The organism is Microbacterium sp., assembly GCF_043427715.1.
Lineage (GTDB): Bacteria > Actinomycetota > Actinomycetes > Actinomycetales > Microbacteriaceae > Microbacterium.
The window spans coordinates 27,646-43,536 of the sequence record NZ_JBHWTD010000024.1 but is presented as its reverse complement, the minus strand read 5'-3'; the positions used below and the strand labels follow the sequence as shown (position 1 = coordinate 43,536).

General features: G+C 69.2%; 14 protein-coding genes and 2 tRNA genes. 3 read left to right on the top strand and 13 right to left on the bottom strand.

The annotated features are described in order from the left end of the window. Positions 1-71 precede the first annotated feature (71 nt). Together ACHFGS_RS02445 and ACHFGS_RS02440 are read left to right on the top strand one after the other, a co-directional pair. Positions 72-2,129 (top strand): M3 family metallopeptidase, encoded by a 2,058-nt coding sequence (locus ACHFGS_RS02445; protein ID WP_394280056.1) that lies wholly within the window; start codon positions 72-74, stop codon positions 2,127-2,129. Positions 2,130-2,211: 82 nt separating this feature from the next. Then, a complete protein-coding gene (locus ACHFGS_RS02440) occupies positions 2,212-2,718 on the top strand; it encodes a GyrI-like domain-containing protein (protein ID WP_184218027.1) in 507 nt (168 codons plus the stop codon). Between the two features lie 41 nt (positions 2,719-2,759). Here ACHFGS_RS02440 and clpX read toward each other — a convergent pair whose 3' ends face one another. The 5 genes from clpX to ACHFGS_RS02415 form a co-directional block, all read right to left on the bottom strand. Further along, entirely contained in the window at positions 2,760-4,028 is a 1,269-nt protein-coding gene (gene clpX / locus ACHFGS_RS02435; protein WP_394280055.1) for an ATP-dependent Clp protease ATP-binding subunit ClpX, read from the bottom strand. A gap of 148 nt (positions 4,029-4,176) precedes the next feature. Beyond that, positions 4,177-4,842 carry an ATP-dependent Clp protease proteolytic subunit gene (locus tag ACHFGS_RS02430; RefSeq protein ID WP_394280054.1) on the bottom strand — a complete coding sequence of 222 codons (666 nt, stop codon included), beginning with the start codon at positions 4,840-4,842 and terminating at the stop codon, positions 4,177-4,179. A 23-nt stretch (positions 4,843-4,865) separates the two neighbouring features. Beyond that, positions 4,866-5,591: an ATP-dependent Clp protease proteolytic subunit gene (locus tag ACHFGS_RS02425; protein ID WP_394280053.1), complete on the bottom strand. Its 726-nt coding sequence runs from the start codon at positions 5,589-5,591 to the stop codon at positions 4,866-4,868. A 20-nt stretch (positions 5,592-5,611) separates the two neighbouring features. Then, the gene (gene tig / locus ACHFGS_RS02420; RefSeq protein WP_394289104.1) at positions 5,612-7,132 is read right to left on the bottom strand and encodes a trigger factor; all 1,521 of its coding nucleotides are present in this window, start codon (positions 7,130-7,132) and stop codon (positions 5,612-5,614) included. Positions 7,133-7,203: 71 nt separating this feature from the next. Further along, a tRNA-Pro gene (locus ACHFGS_RS02415) sits at positions 7,204-7,277 on the bottom strand. A gap of 94 nt (positions 7,278-7,371) precedes the next feature. On the opposite strand from ACHFGS_RS02415, the gene ACHFGS_RS02410 reads away from it, so the two are divergent. Continuing rightward, positions 7,372-7,445 (top strand) — tRNA-Gly (locus ACHFGS_RS02410). Between the two features lie 122 nt (positions 7,446-7,567). Here ACHFGS_RS02410 and ACHFGS_RS02405 read toward each other — a convergent pair. From ACHFGS_RS02405 to ACHFGS_RS02370, 8 genes are all read right to left on the bottom strand, one after another. Then, entirely contained in the window at positions 7,568-10,030 is a 2,463-nt protein-coding gene (locus tag ACHFGS_RS02405) for a DEAD/DEAH box helicase (RefSeq protein ID WP_394289103.1), read from the bottom strand. Then, on the bottom strand, positions 10,027-10,782 hold the full coding sequence (gene tatC / locus ACHFGS_RS02400) for a twin-arginine translocase subunit TatC (protein WP_394280320.1): 756 nt from the start codon (positions 10,780-10,782) through the stop codon (positions 10,027-10,029). The genes ACHFGS_RS02405 and tatC overlap by 4 nt, the downstream gene beginning before the upstream one ends. Before the next feature lie 62 nt (positions 10,783-10,844). Continuing rightward, positions 10,845-11,105: a Sec-independent protein translocase subunit TatA gene (gene tatA / locus ACHFGS_RS02395; protein ID WP_394280318.1), complete on the bottom strand. Its 261-nt coding sequence runs from the start codon at positions 11,103-11,105 to the stop codon at positions 10,845-10,847. Between the two features lie 57 nt (positions 11,106-11,162). Further along, positions 11,163-12,122, bottom strand: coding sequence for a helix-turn-helix transcriptional regulator (locus ACHFGS_RS02390; RefSeq protein WP_394280317.1), 960 nt, complete (start codon positions 12,120-12,122; stop codon positions 11,163-11,165). Further along, the gene (locus ACHFGS_RS02385; RefSeq protein ID WP_394280316.1) at positions 12,119-13,117 is read right to left on the bottom strand and encodes a helix-turn-helix transcriptional regulator; all 999 of its coding nucleotides are present in this window, start codon (positions 13,115-13,117) and stop codon (positions 12,119-12,121) included. The genes ACHFGS_RS02390 and ACHFGS_RS02385 overlap by 4 nt, the downstream gene beginning before the upstream one ends. Positions 13,118-13,203: 86 nt before the next feature. Next, entirely contained in the window at positions 13,204-14,160 is a 957-nt protein-coding gene (locus ACHFGS_RS02380) for an FKBP-type peptidyl-prolyl cis-trans isomerase (RefSeq protein WP_394280315.1), read from the bottom strand. Positions 14,161-14,164: 4 nt separating this feature from the next. Then, positions 14,165-15,178, bottom strand: a complete 1,014-nt coding sequence (locus ACHFGS_RS02375; RefSeq protein ID WP_394280314.1) for a tRNA (adenine-N1)-methyltransferase — start codon at positions 15,176-15,178, stop codon at positions 14,165-14,167. Then, positions 15,175-15,855 carry an HAD family hydrolase gene (locus tag ACHFGS_RS02370; RefSeq protein ID WP_394280313.1) on the bottom strand — a complete coding sequence of 227 codons (681 nt, stop codon included), beginning with the start codon at positions 15,853-15,855 and terminating at the stop codon, positions 15,175-15,177. The genes ACHFGS_RS02375 and ACHFGS_RS02370 overlap by 4 nt, the downstream gene beginning before the upstream one ends. Positions 15,856-15,891: the final 36 nt, after the last annotated feature.

The window sequence follows — 15,891 nt, the reverse complement described above, 5'->3', positions numbered from 1 at the left end:
ATTTCTTTGCAATCGATCGCAGCGCGAGCTCGGCGAGCATCGGGACCGACGCGGCCACGTACGCTGAAGGAATGACGGATGCCGCTTCCAACCCGCTTCTCTCCCCCTCGTCACTCCCCTTCGGTCTTCCCGACTACCCCGGCATCCGGGCAGAGCACTACCTCCCGGCGTTCGAGGCCGCGTTCGCGCAGCACCGGGCCGAGATCGACGCGATCACCGCGCAGAGCGAGGCACCCACGTTCGCGAACACCCTCGAACGGCTCGAAGCGGCCGGCGACCTCCTGGGTCGGGTGGCTCGGACCTTCTACACCGTCTCCTCCGCCCACGCGACGCCCGAGATCCAGGAGATCGACGCCGCCCTCGCGCCGCTGATGTCAGCGCACGACGACGCCGTCCAGCTCGATGCCGCGCTGTACGCGCGCGTCCGGGCCGTCTATGAGCAGCTCGACTCGCTGGACCTCGGAGCCGAGGAGCGCTACCTCGTCGAACGCCGGTACCGCGAGATGACGAGCGCCGGCGCCGCACTCGACGACGGTGCGAAGTCCGTGCTCACCGAAATCAATCAGCGCCTATCCGTGCTCTCGAACACGTTCGAGAAGAATCTCCTCGCCGACACGAACGACCTCGCCGCTGTGTTCGACGACGCCGATGAGCTCGACGGCCTCACCGACGGCGAACTGTCGGCCGCCGCGCAGAACGCCGCCGACCGCGGCCTCCCCGGGAAGTACGTGGTCACCCTGACCCTCTTCACCGGCCACCCCTACCTCTCCACCCTGACGTCGCGCGAGAGCCGGCGACGTCTGCTCGACGCCTCGCGCTCCCGTGCGAGCCGCGGAAACGCGCACGACAACCGCGAAGTGCTGACCGAGATCGTGCGCCTCCGCGCCGAGCGCGCGGAGCTCCTCGGCTTCGACTCGCACGCCTCCTACATCACCGCCGACCAGACCGCAGGCTCCCCGGAGGCCGTACACGCGCTCCTGCGCCGACTCGCCGCTCCCGCAGCGGCCAACGCACGTCGCGAGCAGGAGGCGCTCCAGGCGATCGTCGATGCAGAAGATGCACCGTTCACGATCGAGGCCCACGACTGGGCGTTCTACACCGAGAAGGTCCGCGCCGCCCGCTACGACCTCGACCGCACCGCGCTCCGGCCCTGGTTCGAGGCGGAGCGCGTGCTCGTCGACGGCGTCTTCCGCGCGGCATCCGCGCTGTACGGCATCACCTTCGCCGAGCGCACCGACCTGCAGGCCTACCACCCCGACGCGCGCGTCTTCGAGGTGTCGGAGGAGGACGGTTCGGCGCTGGGGCTGTTCATCCTCGACCTGTACACCCGCGACACCAAGCGGGGCGGCGCGTGGATGAACTCGATCGTCTCGCAGTCCGAGCTCCGCGGCACAGCTCCCATCGTCGTCAACAATCTCAACGTCCCCAAGCCCGCCCCGGGTGCGCCGACCCTGCTCACCCTCGACGAGGTGACCACCCTCTTCCACGAGTTCGGTCATGCCCTTCACGGGCTCTTCGCGCATGTGACGTACCCGCACTTCGCCGGCACCGCCGTCTTCCGCGACTTCGTCGAGTTCCCGAGTCAGGTCAACGAGATGTGGATCTTCTGGCCGGAGGTGCTGGCGGAGTACGCGCGACACGTCGAGACGGGCGAGCCGCTCCCCGCCGAGGTGGTCGAGAAGCTCCGTGAGTCGGAGGCCTTCAACCAGGGCTTCGCGACAAGCGAGTACCTCGCCGCCGCGTGGCTCGACCAGACCTGGCACAGCGTGGACGCCGACACGGCCTCCACCACCCTCGACGTGGCCCACATCGAGGCGACGGCACTCACCGACATCGGGCTGGACAACCTCGTCGTCCCACCCCGCTACTCCTCCACGTACTTCGCCCACGTGTTCTCCGGTGGCTACAGCGCCGGCTACTACTCGTACATCTGGAGCGAGGTCCTCGACGCCGACACGGTGGAATGGTTCGCCGAGAACGGCGGACTCACCCGCGCCAACGGCGAGCGGTTCCGCCGACGCCTGCTGGGCGTCGGCGGGTCGATGGACCCGCTGGAGGCGTACCGCGACTTCCGGGGCCGCGAGGCCCGGATCGAGCCCCTCCTGGAGCGTCGCGGCCTGGCATCCTGAGTCTGAACATCCTCGTCGCCTGATCCACGACCTGGCCGGCGACCCCCTGTCGCGCCCCGGGCGACCGTGCCAGGATCAGCCCATGGCAGACTCCATTCCTCCGCTCGCACCGACCCCCTATGACGGCGCACAGCTCCTCTTCCTGGAGGCTGCGCTGATGACGGTGATCCGCCACAACGGGATCCGTCTGGACGATCTGCGCACCCTCTTCGACCGATCCTTCACGGCGCTGGGAACGGCCGTCGGCGCGGGACTGGTCACGCCGGTGGGTCCGGCGTTTGCGATCTACCACGGCGACCCCTCGGGCGTCTTCGACGTCGAGATCGGGTTCCCCACCGCCGGTGCCCCGACGCGCGACATCGAGACGCCCGCCGGTGCGATCCACGCCTCCGCACTGCCCGCCGGGAACGCGATGGTGACCTCGCACCTCGGCTCCTATGACGGGCTCGGCGATGCGTGGGGACGTCTCGTGGCGGCAGCCGACGGCCAGCCGAAAGGCGTGTTCATCGAGGCGTACGTGAGCGACCCGTCGACGACGGCGACCGACCAGCTTCGCACAGACCTCATCCTGCCGGTCCGCTCCGCCTGACGCGCGGCGGGGCCTCGCGGAGGGTCAGCCGCGGCGAAGGGTCACGCGCTCTTGCGCTTCTGACGCAGCACGAGCGTGGGAGGCGCGCCCTCGGTGACCGAGGCCCGCGTCACGATGACCTTGTCGACGTCCTCGGCCGACGGGATCTCGAACATGATCGGGCCCAGCACGTCTTCGAGGATCGCGCGCAGACCACGGGCGCCCGTCTTGCGCGCCACGGCGAGGTCGGCGATGGCGCGCAGCGCCTCCTCCTCGAACTCCAGCTCGACGCCGTCGAGCTGGAACATCCGCTGATACTGCTTCACGAAAGCGTTCTTCGGACCCGTCAGGATCTCGATGAGCGCGTCCTGGTCGAGCGGGGAGACGGTCGTGACGACCGGGAGACGGCCGATGAACTCCGGGATGAGCCCGAACTTGTGGAGGTCTTCGGGGAGCACATCGCGGAAGACGTCGAGCTCCTGCTCTTTGTCCTGCAGCGGCGCGCCGAATCCGACGCCGTGCTTGCCGACGCGCGAGGAGATGATGTCCTCCAGCCCGGCGAAGGCGCCGGCGACGATGAACAGCACGTTCGTCGTGTCGATCTGGATGAACTCCTGGTGCGGGTGCTTGCGTCCCCCCTGCGGAGGGACGGATGCGACCGTGCCCTCGAGGATCTTCAGAAGCGCCTGCTGCACACCCTCGCCCGACACGTCACGGGTGATCGACGGGTTCTCCGCCTTGCGGGCGATCTTGTCGACCTCGTCGATGTAGATGATGCCGGTCTCGGCACGCTTGACGTCGAAGTCAGCGGCCTGAAGGAGCTTCAGGAGGATGTTCTCGACGTCCTCGCCGACGTAGCCGGCCTCGGTGAGGGCCGTGGCATCCGCCACCGCGAACGGGACGTTGAGGCGCTTGGCGAGCGTCTGCGCGAGGTAGGTCTTGCCGCAGCCGGTGGGACCGAGGAGCAGGATGTTGCTCTTCGCGATCTCGACCTCGTCGGCGCGCTGCTCGGCGGGCTGCAGGGTGCCGCGGGCACGGACGCGCTTGTAGTGGTTGTAGACGGCGACGGCGAGGGCCCGCTTGGCCGGCTCCTGCCCGACGACATACTCCTCGAGGAAGCTGAAGATCTCACGCGGCTTCGGGAGGTCGAAGTCGCTGACCTCGCCGCCTCCCGACTCCGCCATACGCTCTTCGATGATCTCGTTGCAGAGCTCGACGCATTCGTCGCAGATGTAGACGCCGGGGCCCGCGATGAGCTGCTGCACCTGCTTCTGGCTCTTTCCGCAGAAGGAGCACTTGAACAGGTCGGCGCTCTCACCGATTCGTGCCATGTCCGCTCCCCCTCAGGTTTCCAGGTGCTGGTGATGAGCCTAATCGCAGATCCCGACACGGAGGGGATTGCGACGCGAGTGTGGATGAGCGCCAGATGCGACGACGCCCCGCCGACGGATCGGCGGGGCATCGTCCGGCGCGGTGCGATCAGGAGGTGATCGCGGCCGGCAGACGCTTGCGCGAGGTCAGCACCTGGTCGACGATGCCGTACTCGAGCGCCTCCTGCGCGGAGAGGATCTTGTCGCGGTCGATGTCCTTGTGCACCTGTGCCGCGTCGCGGTTGGTGTGGCGGGCCATCGTGTCTTCGAGCCACGTGCGCATGCGGAGGATCTCCGCGGCCTGGATCTCGATGTCCGACGCCTGCCCGTGACCGGCTTCGCCGACGGCGGGCTGGTGCATCAGGATGCGCGCGTTGGGCAGCGCCAGACGCTTGCCGGTGGCGCCGGCGGCAAGCAGCACGGATGCCGCGGACGCAGCCTGGCCGAGGACGACCGTGGAGACCTGGGGCGAGATGTACTGCATCGTGTCGTAGATCGCCGTCATGGCCGTGAACGAGCCGCCGGGCGAGTTGATGTACATGATGATGTCGCGGTCGGGGTCCATCGACTCGAGGACGAGCAGCTGGGCCATGACGTCGTCGGCCGACGCGTCGTCCACCTGCACACCGAGGAAGATGACACGGTCCTCGAACAGCTTGTTGTAGGGGTCCTGGCGCTTGTAGCCGTAGGCGGTGCGCTCTTCGAACTGGGGCAGGATGTACCGGCTCGAGGGCATCGCGATGCCCTGCGGGCGGCCGAAGGTGGGGGTGTTCATGCTGTCGGTGTCCTCCGGTCGCTTCAGTTCTCGGTCCCGCCGCCGCCGGCCACGTCGGCGGCGTGCTCGCGGATGTGGTCGACGAACCCGTATTCGAGGGCTTCCTCAGCAGTGAACCACCGGTCACGGTCGCCGTCGGCGTTGATCTGCTCGACGGACTTGCCGGTCTGCGCCGCGGTGATCTCGGCGAGGCGGTTCTTCATGCTGATGATGAGCTGCGCCTGCGTCTGGATGTCGCTCGAGGTGCCGCCGAAGCCACCGTGGGGCTGGTGCAGCAGCACACGGGCGTTGGGGGTGATGTAGCGCTTGCCCTTGGTGCCGCTGGTCAGTAGCAGCTGACCCATGGATGCCGCCATGCCGATGCCGACGGTGACGATGTCGTTCGGGACGAACTGCATCGTGTCGTAGATCGCCATACCGGCGGTGATGGAGCCACCGGGCGAGTTGATGTAGAGGTAGATGTCCTTCTCGGAATCCTCCGCGGCGAGCAGCAGGATCTTGGCGCAGATCTCGTTCGCGTTCTCGTCGCGCACCTCCGAACCGAGCCAGATGATGCGGTCTTTCAGCAACCGGTCGAAGACACTGGTCGCCATGAGGGGTTCAGCCATGGATGTTCTCCTGGATTCGTGTTCGTGTTTCGAATCTAGTGGCGCGGATTCGGCGTCTCGCCCGTGTTCGCCGTGGGCATACCGCCCGCGGCATCCGCTGCCCGGAAACGACCGAGGGCGGCGGGGCCTTCCGGCTCCCACCGCCCTCGGACGACGTCAGATCACTCGCTGTCAGCGGCCTTCTTGGTGGCGCGCTTGGCCGGAGCCTTCTTCTCCGCGGGGGCGTCGGCGTCGGCGGCCTTCTTGGCAGGCGCCTTCTTGGCCGGAGCCTTCTTCGCGGGCTTCTCGTCCGCCGCGGCATCCGCGTCGGCGTCGGCCTTCTTCGCGGCAGGCTTCTTGGCCGGAGCCTTCTTGGCAGGCTTCTCCTCGGCGGGAGCCTCCTCAGCCTCAGCCTCGGCCTCGTCCTCCTCGGCGACGAAACCGGTCAGGTCGACCGTCTTGCCGTTGGTGTCGACGACCTTGACCTTGCCCAGCGCGACGGCGACAGCCTTGTTGCGGGCGACCTCGCCGACCATGAGGGGAAGCTGGTTGCCCTCCTGGAGCGCGTCGACGAAGTCCTGCGGGGACATGCCGTACTGCTGCGAGGACTGGATGAGGTACTGCGTGAGCTCCTCCTGGGAGACCTGCACCTGGTGCTTCTCAGCGACCTTGTCGAGAACCATCTGCGTGCGGAACTGCTTCTCGCTCGCCTCGGTGACCTCGGCGCGGTGGACGTCATCCTCCAGGCGACCCTCGCCCTCGAGGTGAGCGTGCACCTCGTCCTCGACGAGCTTGGTGGGGACGGGGATGTCCGAGCGCTCGATGAGGATCTCGATGAGCTTGTCGCGCGCGGCGGAGCCCTGCGTGAAGACGGACTGCTGCGAGACGCGCTCGACGAGGCTCTCGCGGAGCTCGGCGATCGTGTCGAACTCGCTCGCGACCTGCGCGAAGTCATCGTCGGCCTCGGGCAGCTCGCGCTCCTTGACGGCCTTGACCGAGACGGAGACCTCAGCCTCTTCGCCGGCGTGGTCGCCGCCGACCAGCTTCGAGCGGAAGGTGGTGTCCTCACCGGCGGTCAGCGAGTCGATCGCCTCGTCGATGCCCTCGAGCAGCTCGCCCGAGCCGACCTCGTAGGAGACGCCCTCGGCGCGGTCGATCTCGGTGCCGTCGATCGTGGCGACCAGGTCGAGCTCGACGAAGTCACCGGCCTTCGCGGGGCGGTCGACGGTCACGAGGGTGCCGAAGCGGCTGCGGAGCTTGTCGAGCTCGGCGTCGATCGCGGCCTCGTCGGTCTCGACGGCGTCGACCTCGACGGTGATGTCGTCGTAGGAGGGCAGCTCGAACTCGGGACGGACGTCGACCTCGACCTCGACCTTGAGGTCGCCGGAGAAGTCCTTCGTGCTCGGCCACTCGACGATCTCGGCGGACGGGCGGCCGACGATGCGGACCTCGTTCGCGGTGACGGCCTCACGGTAGAACTGGTCGAGACCCTCGCTGACGGCGTGCTCGAGGACGGCCTCGCGACCGATGCGCTGGTCGATGATGGGTGCGGGGACCTTGCCCTTGCGGAAGCCGGGGATCTGCACGTCCTGAGCGATGTGCTCGTAGGCGTGCGCGATGCTGGGCTTGAGCTCCTCGGGGGTGACCGAGATGTGGAGCTTCACCCGAGTCGGGTTCAGCTGCTCGACGGTGCTGGTGACCATGCCTGTCGTTCTCCTTCGCCAGCCGCGCAGGCGCGCGTCTGTTTGGGGTCTGGGTTCGTGGGGCCGTTATGTCGGGGCGACAGGATTTGAACCTGCGGCCTCCCGCTCCCAAAGCGGGCGCTCTACCAAGCTGAGCTACGCCCCGGGCGCGCACGCGGGCGAGCGCCGAAAAACGGCCGTTGGTCAGTCTAGCCGACCACGTCCGGTACACTCGTCGAGTCGCTGTTTTCCAGCGGCTCGGGGATGTAGCTCAATGGTAGAGCCTCAGTCTTCCAAACTGATTACGCGGGTTCGATTCCCGTCATCCCCTCCACTGACCGACGTTCGGCCCGCCTCCCCCTCCCGGGACGTCGTCATCGCCGGCCCGCGCATCCCCCCGCCGGACGCCCGGGCTGGGGCGAGCGCCGGGCGCGGCGGGTGCCAGGGGGCGACGAGTCAGACGGAGCTGTAGGCGACGATGCCGCGGCGGACCGCGTCGAGTGCTTTGCGCGCCGTGCCGGCGACGGCGATGTCGGCGACGATCGACAGCTGATCGAGCAGGTCGATCGTCTGCTTCGTCCAGCGGACGAAATCGCCGGCGGCCATGTCCGCCTCGTCGAGCACCCGATCGAGGCTCCCGCCCCGAGCCCACGAGTTCATCGCGCGCGCGAGTCCCGTGGCGATCGGCTCGCTGCCCGGCAGGCGGTGATCCTGCTCGAGATCGTCGAGCTCGGCCCAGAGCTCCTGGGTGCGTGCCAGCGCCTCGCGGAAGGCGCCACGCGGCAGGCCGTACTCCGCCGACTCCTCCCGTCGCGGCTCGTAGACGAGGCAGCACGCGAGCGCGGCGAGCGACGCCGGATCGAGGTCGTTCCACAGCCCGCGCCGCAGCGACTCGGCGACCAGCAGATCGCGTTCGCCGTAGATCCGGCGCATCGTGCGACCGGCATCCGTCAGCGACGCAGCGCCCTGGTCGTCGAAGGTGACGTAATCCAGCTCACTGAGCACGTCGACGATGCGGTCGAAGATCCGCGCGACGGTGCCGGTACGGGTCTCGATGTCGCGGCGCATCTTGTCGGTGCGCCGCCGCAGCTTCCAGTAGCGCTCCGCCCAGCGTGCGTGCGCCTCCCGATCGGGGCAGGTGTGACACGGATGCCGCTGCATTCGGCGCCGCACGGACTGGATCTCGTTCTGGCGCTGCTGGCGGATCAGCGCGGGCGCCGTCTTGTCGGCCCGGTTCAGCTTCTCGAGGGCGCTCAGCTCGCGCCGCAGCCCGGAGTACTGCGTGAAGTCGCCTCGGTCGCAGGTCATCGACTTCTCGTAGCCGGCGAGCGACTCCTCGGCATCTTTCACCTGACGCGCGATGCCCACGACGGCGCGGTCGGCCTGGAACTGCGCGAAGGAGGACTCCAGCACCTCACGGGCGCGCTCGCGGCCGAACTGGTCGATGAGATTGACGGCCATGTTGTAGGTCGGGCGGAAGCTCGAGTTCAGCGGGTAGGTGCGACGCGAGGCGAGAGCGGCGACAGCCTGCGGGTCGAGGCCCTCGGTCCACTGCACGACGGCGTGGCCTTCGACGTCGATGCCGCGGCGGCCGGCCCGACCGGTCAGCTGCGTGTACTCCCCCGAGGTGATCGCCACGCGCGCTTCGCCGTTGAACTTCTCGAGCTTCTCGAGTACCACCGTGCGCGCCGGCATGTTGATGCCCAGGGCGAGCGTCTCGGTGGCGAAGACGACCTTCACGAGCTTGCGCTGGAAGAGCTCCTCGACGACCTCCTTGAACGCGGGCAGGAGCCCCGCGTGGTGGGAGGCGACGCCGCGCTCGAGGTTGTCGCGCCACTCCCAGTATCCGAGCACGCCGAGGTCCTCATCCTGGAGCGGCCGCATACGGTCGTCGATGATCCGACGGATCTCGTCGCGCTCCTGCGTCGAGGTGAGCCGCACGCCCGAACGCCGCACCTGCTGCACCGCGGCGTCGCAGCCCGCGCGGCTGAAGATGAAGAAGATCGCCGGAAGGAGGTTCGCCCGGCCGAGCAGCTCGACCACCTGCGGTCGATCGATCCGTTCGATGCGCTGCGCGTTGGAGGGGCGCACGGGCCGGTGACCGCCACGGTGCGGGCGGCGCGCCTCACGGTCGTTGCGGCCGCGGTACTCCGACGCTCGGCGGTTGCTCTCGAACGTCGCGCCCTTGGGCGAGCGGATGCGGGTGAGCTCCTGATTCACCTGCGCGGTCGCGATGCCGGCGCGGTCGTCGAACAGCGGCAGCAGGTCGCCCCGGACGAGCACATGCTGCTCGAGGGGCACCGGGCGGATCTCGGAGACGATGACGGCGGTGTCGCCGCGCACGGTGTCGAGCCAGTCACCGAACTCCTCCGCGTTCGACACGGTCGCCGACAGCGAGACCAGCCGCACGGAGGACGGCAGGTGGATGATGACCTCTTCCCACACCGCTCCGCGGAAGCGGTCGGCGAGGTAGTGGACTTCATCCATCACGACGTACCGCAGCCCGCGCAGCGCCGGGGAGTCGGCGTAGATCATGTTGCGGAGCACCTCGGTGGTCATCACGACCACCCGCGCGTTGCCGTTGATGTTGGTGTCGCCGGTGAGCAGTCCGACGTTCTCGTCGCCGTAGACCTGCTGCAGCTCGCGGAACTTCTGGTTCGACAAGGCCTTCATCGGCGTCGTGTAGAACGCCTTCTCGCCGGGCTCCCCCATCGCCAGGTGGATGGCGAACTCCCCCACGATGGTTTTGCCGGCCCCGGTGGGGGCGGCGACGAGCACACTCCGTCCGTCTTCGAGCGCGTGGCATCCGGCGATCTGGAACGGGTCGAGGTCGAAGGACTGCGCGGCGGCGAACGCGGCCGATCTCGGGTGGGATCGCTGTGCCTGCGCCTGGGCGTAGCGGGACGCCGGGTCGCTCACGCGGCCGATCCGAGCAGCTCGGTCTCGCGCTTGCTGCGGCGACGATCGAAGAGCATCGACAGGCCGGCAGCGGCGAAGAAGAGGACGGTGAGGATGGCGGCGAGCACGAGCATGCTGATGATGTCGGCGGCCGGAGTCGCGAAGCCCGCGAAGGTCGTCGCGATGACGATCGCGACGCGCCACCCCTTCATGATCTCCTTCCCGGTCATGACCCCCGCGAGGTTGAGGGCCACGAGGAAGACCGGGGTGACGAACGAGACGCCGACCACGAGGAGCAGCTTGAAGACGAAGTCGTAGTAGTACTTCGCCTGGTAGAAATTGGCCGCCTGGTTCGGGGTGAACCCGGCCATGAGGTCGACCAGATGCGGCAACACGAGCCAGCCGAAGAACGCTCCCGCGAAGAAGAGCGGCACGGCCGCCGAGACGAACGCGATCGTGTAGGTGACCTCTTTGCGGGTGAGACCGGGCATGAGGAATGCCCAGATCTGCCAGAGCCAGACCGGCGCGGACAGCAGGATGCCGACGGCGAACGCGATGCGCAGGCGCAGGTCGAATGCGGAGGTGACCGTGTCGAACATCAACACCACCTCCGCGCCGTCGCCACGTCGCTCCGCGACCACGCGGATCGGCTCGGTGATGGCCCAGATGATGCCGTCGGTGAGGAAGAACGAGATCACCATGCCCGCTACGAGCGCGGCAACGGCGATCAGCAGTCGCTTCCGGAACTCGCGGAGGTGATCCGCGAGGGACATGCGCTTGTCGCGGTAGGGCGCGTCAGGATCGACGCTGCGACGCGTGCGCGCCACTGCGGGTGTCAGGCGCCGGGCGTCTGCGGCCCACCGGTGCCCTGAACGGGCGGCGGGTACGGCGGCACCGACGAGGACGTCGAGGTGGGGGGCGTGGACGTCTCGGGAGTCGCCGGCGCGTCCTCTTCCTTCATCGCCTTCATTTCACCCTTGAACACACGGGCGGACTGGCCGAGGCTCTTCGCGAGCGCCGGAAGCTTGGCAGCCCCGAACAACAGCAGGATCACCAGCAGGACGATGATCAGATGCCAGCCTTGCAAGCCGCCCATGGGAGCCTCCTCGGGGTCGATGTCACCTCAGTCTAACCGGGGGCTCAGATCCGGGGATCACCGGTACTGCGCAAGCCCGGCATCGGCCCACGCCGCTGCCGAGACGCGCGCCTGCACGGGCGCCACGATCTCCACGTCCCCGCCCAGGCGCGCCGCGACGCGCTTGATGCTGCGCTCATCCGCGACCCGCAGTGCCGCCTCGCGGAACTCCCCGTCTCCGCGGACGGACGACCGGTCGACGTACTCGCCGAGCAGCGGCAGGACGTCGGGCCGGCAGCGCACCGAGACCACGGCATCCGTGTCACCGGGTGTGAACAGCCCGGGGACGGGGTCGGTGCCGTGGCTGATCGGGATGCCGGTGAGGGCGAGTTCGGAAACCCGGTCGAGGTGGAAGGTGCGCACCGCTTCACGCAGATGGCACCAGCCCTGCAGGTACCACTGACCGTCGGCGATGTGGACCTTCACCGGGTCGACGGTGCGAGTGGTGGGCGCGGCGTCCGGCGCTTTGTACGTGAACGACACCGCGACGCCTGCCCGGATCGCCTCGGCGACGGTCGTGCGCACCTCGTCGACCGCGGTGGGTGCGACGATGACGTCGGCGGGCGCGCTGGAGGCACCCCGGGCGAGCTTGGCGAGCAGGCCCTGCACGACGCCGCTGTCCCCGACGCCGGGGAGACTCGCCGCCATCTGCAGGCCCGCCAGCAGGGCGGCAGCCTCACGCGCGGTCAGGCGCGGCGTCCGCTCGAGCCCGACGGCGTTCGTGATGACGATGCGGTCCTGCTCGTCGAGGAGGTCCCAGTCGATGTCGAACAGGTCGTTCGCCATCTGCCAGAAGCCGCCCTCACCGGGGAGGCCGATGACGGTGAGCTTCTCGACCATCGCGCGCATCTGATCGGGCGTGACCTCGAACTCCTCCGCGGCCTCGTCGACGGACACCTCGCCGCGACTGATGAGATACGGCACGAGCTGCAGCATGAGCGAGGCGCGGTCGGTCGCGACCATCGGCTTGGCTCTCATGCCACCTCCTCCGCGGCGTGAAGGGCGCGGGTGCGCTCGAGGCGGTCGATGACGAGGGCACGCAGATCGGCGGGTGCGACCACGCGCACTTCCGGTCCGTACGAGGCGAGCTCGTCGGCGAAGATGTGCGCGTCGACATACGGCACGTGCAGTCCCTGCTCGGCCGGGATGCCGCGACGCAGCAGCCGCAGCGCCGCCTCGGTGCCGGGCTCGACCTCCAGCAGCGCCCGCTGGCGCTGGGCGAGGGCGGCGAGCCCTGCGAGGGCCTTCTCCCCGGCGCCTTCGCGCAGCGCCGGGTCGAAGGAGGCCCGGGTCAGGGTGACGTCGGAGCTGATCCGGGTGAGGAGGAAGGTGCGCTCGGCCTGCATCGACTCGTCGATGCCGTAGACGTGCCACCTGCCCTCGTACTCCAGGAGCGCGAGAGGCTGCACGCGGCGGCGGTGCGCCGTGGCGGAACCGCCCCTGATGTAGTCGAACTCGACGACGCGGGCCTGCTCGATCGCGCGCTGCAACGGGGCGAAGGAGGGCTCGCGGAGGCTGATGCGGGGCGCGTACCCGATGATGGGCGCGTCGACGTCGATGCCGAGCGCTCGGATCTTGCGGAGGCCGCTGCGCGCCTGCGCCGACATGCTGGTCTCGCCCCACACGCCGCTGGCGAGGTTCAGGACGGCGATCTCGGCGGGACTGAACCCGATGTCCGCGGGAAGCGCGTACTCCGCCGTCGGAACGCGGTACCGCGCCTCGCGGAGGTCGTCGGGATCGGTGAAGTCGCCGATCGTCTCGATCGGCACGCCGAGCCCGCGGAGGTTCTCCTTGTCGCGCTCGAACATCTTCTCGAGTGCGTCCTTCGAGGCACCGGCATCCATCTGCTCGCGATAGCCCGAGACCGAGCCGAGGATCGTGTCCTTCGTGAGCCCCTGCTCGGTGGCGAGGAGCGCGACGACGAGGTTGACCAGGCGCTCCTCGGGTGCGCTGCGGGCAGACTCGGCGTTCACACGACCATCCTAGGCGCGGGCTTCCGCGGGCGGCCGGTCACCGTGCCGTGTCCTGCGCTCCGCCGCTCCGCGTCACGCGACGGGCGTCACTGCGCGGCGGGGGCGTCCTCGTCGATGCCGAGGATGTCGACCACGAACACGAGCGTCGCTCCCCCGGGGATGGTGCCCTGACCGGCGTCGCCGTAGCCGAGCTCGGGCGGGATGACCGCGAGCACCTGCGAGCCGACGGTCTGGCCCTCGATCGCCTCGGCGAAGCCGGGGACGACACCGTCGAGACCGAACGCGGCGGTCGTGCCCTTCTCCCACGAAGAATCGAACACCTCTCCGGTCTCCCAGAGCACGCCCGTGTAGTGCACGCGCACCGTGGCGTCGCCGTCGACCTCTTCGCCGTCGCCCTTCTTCAGGGTCTTCAGGACGAGGTCCGTGGGCGCCTCGGCGTCGGGCACGGTGATGCCGGGACGACCGTCGGGAGCGAGCACCACGGTCGGGATGCCGCTGCCGTCGACGTACTGCGGTGCACCGTCGGCGGCGGGCAGGTAAACCTTGTCGAGGTCGATCACGAAGATGGCGCTGTCACCCTCGGAGAGCCCCATGTTGGCGATGGCCTGATCCGAGAGGTCGTCGGGAGCGATCGCGCCGACGATGCGCGAGCCCTCGGTCGCGCACTCGAGCATGGTGGCGATGCCCTCGGAGAAGGTGGCCCACTGCTCGACCTGCTGGACGGTCGTCCCCGACGAGAGCAGGGTCTGGCCGGTCGTGCCGTTGAGCACGGTCGTGGTGAAGACGATGTCCTGCGCGCGGGTGGTGACGGCCGCTCCCGCGCCGACGGTCAGGTCGGTGAATGCGGTCTCGGTCACGTGGACCGGTGCGCTGGTGCGGGCCCTGGGCTGGCCCTGCTCGCCGGTGACGTCGATGAGGTCGAGCGCCGTCGACTCGGATGCCGCGCGGTCGCAGTCGGCGGGGTCGCCAGGGGCTGCGGAACAGGCGGTGAGAGCGAGGGCGGAGAGGCCGAGCACGGCGAGGGCCGCGGGGATCTGACGCATTGGTTCAGTCTACGGTCTCGTCCGATCGGTCCTCCGCCGCGCGACGTGCGCCGTCGACGGCCTTCTGCGCATTGCGGACACGCTTGCGGAGGTTCTTGTCGGTGATCTGCCGGTCGCCGACGGCGCCGGGGGTCCACGCCTCCACGTCCTCGTCGGCGTAACTCGGCTTCTTCAGCGCGCGCTTGCGGACATCGGGGGGCACGGCGCCGGGAGCGAGACGGCGCGCGGTGATGAGGAAGCCGGTGTGCGCGACCATCCGGTGGTCGGGTCGGACGGCGAGGCCCTCCACGTGCCAGCCGCGCACCATCGTCTCGGTGGCCTCGGTGTCGGTGAACAGTCCGGTGCCGCGGATGTACTCCGCGACGCGGCTGAGCTGCGTGGCGGTGGCGACGTAGCAGAGCACGACGCCGCCGGGGGTCAGCGCCTCGGCGACGACGTCGATGCACTCCCAGGGGGCGAGCATGTCGAGCACGACCCGGTCGACGGTGCCCGGTGCCGCGGCGGCGGGAAGCTCCTCCGCGAGGTCGCCGACCAGCACGTTCCACGACTCCGGGAAGTGGCCGAAGAAGGTCTCCACGTTCGCGCGTGCGACGTCGGCGAACTCCTCGCGGCGCTCGAAGGAGAGCAGCCGGCCAGAGGATCCGATGGTGCGCAGCAGCCACATCGACAGTGCGCCCGAGCCGACGCCCGCCTCCACGACCGTCGCGCCGGGGAAGATGTCCGCAGACGCCAGGATCTGCGCGGCATCCTTCGGGTAGACGATGGCGGCGCCGCGCGGCATCGACATGACGAAGTCCTTCAGCAGCGGGCGCAGCGCCAAGTACTCGTGTCCGCCGCTGCCGACGACGACCGATCCGTCGGGCTGGCCGACGATGCTCTCGTGCCGCAGCACACCGTGGTGGGTGTGCAGCTCACCGCCCTCGCGGAGGGTGACGGTGTGCAGCTTGCCCTTCGGACCGGTCAGCTGGACGCGGTCGCCGAGGCGGAACGGACCGCTGGGTCGAAGATCGAGATTCATGCACGCACCTCCGCGCGAGCCGCAGCGAGGACGTCCGCGAGGTCCGCGGGCGTCCTGCCGTCGAGGGTGGACCAAAGGGTGTAGGCGCCCACGTCGTCGAGCGGGAGCATGTTCGGGATGCCGATCGTCACCGTCCCGGCGGCGATCGCCGAGCGGGCCCCGTTGGGAGAGTCCTCGAGCGCGACGGTCTCGCCGGGATCGACCCCCAGCCGCTCGCACGCCTGCAGGTACGGGTCGGGGAAGGGCTTGGGTCGCTCGACCTCGTCACCGCCGATCACGAGATCGAAGGCGTCGAAGTCGATGAGGTCGACGACCTCCTGCGCCATCCGGCGCATCGACATGGTGACGAGCGCCGTGGGCACTCCGGCGTCGCGCAGGTCGCGGAGCAGCTGCTGCGCACCGGCACGGAACGGCACGCCCAGCTCACGCAGCTGGCGGCGGACCTCCTCGGTGAGGTGGTCGACGATCTCGGATGCGCTCAGCTGCACGCCGGCGGCCTGGAGCACCTGCGCGGAATCCTCGAGCCCGAGACCCACGACCCCCAGTGCCTGCTCGTGGCTCCAGGTGCCGCCGAAGCGCTCGACGAGAGCGGTCTCCGCCGTCATCCAGTAGGGCTCGGTGTCGACGAGGGTGCCGTCCATGTCCCAGAGGACCGCGGCGGGAAGGGGGGAAGTCACCGCACAAGCCTAAGTGAGCCGCGCCCACCCGCCTGG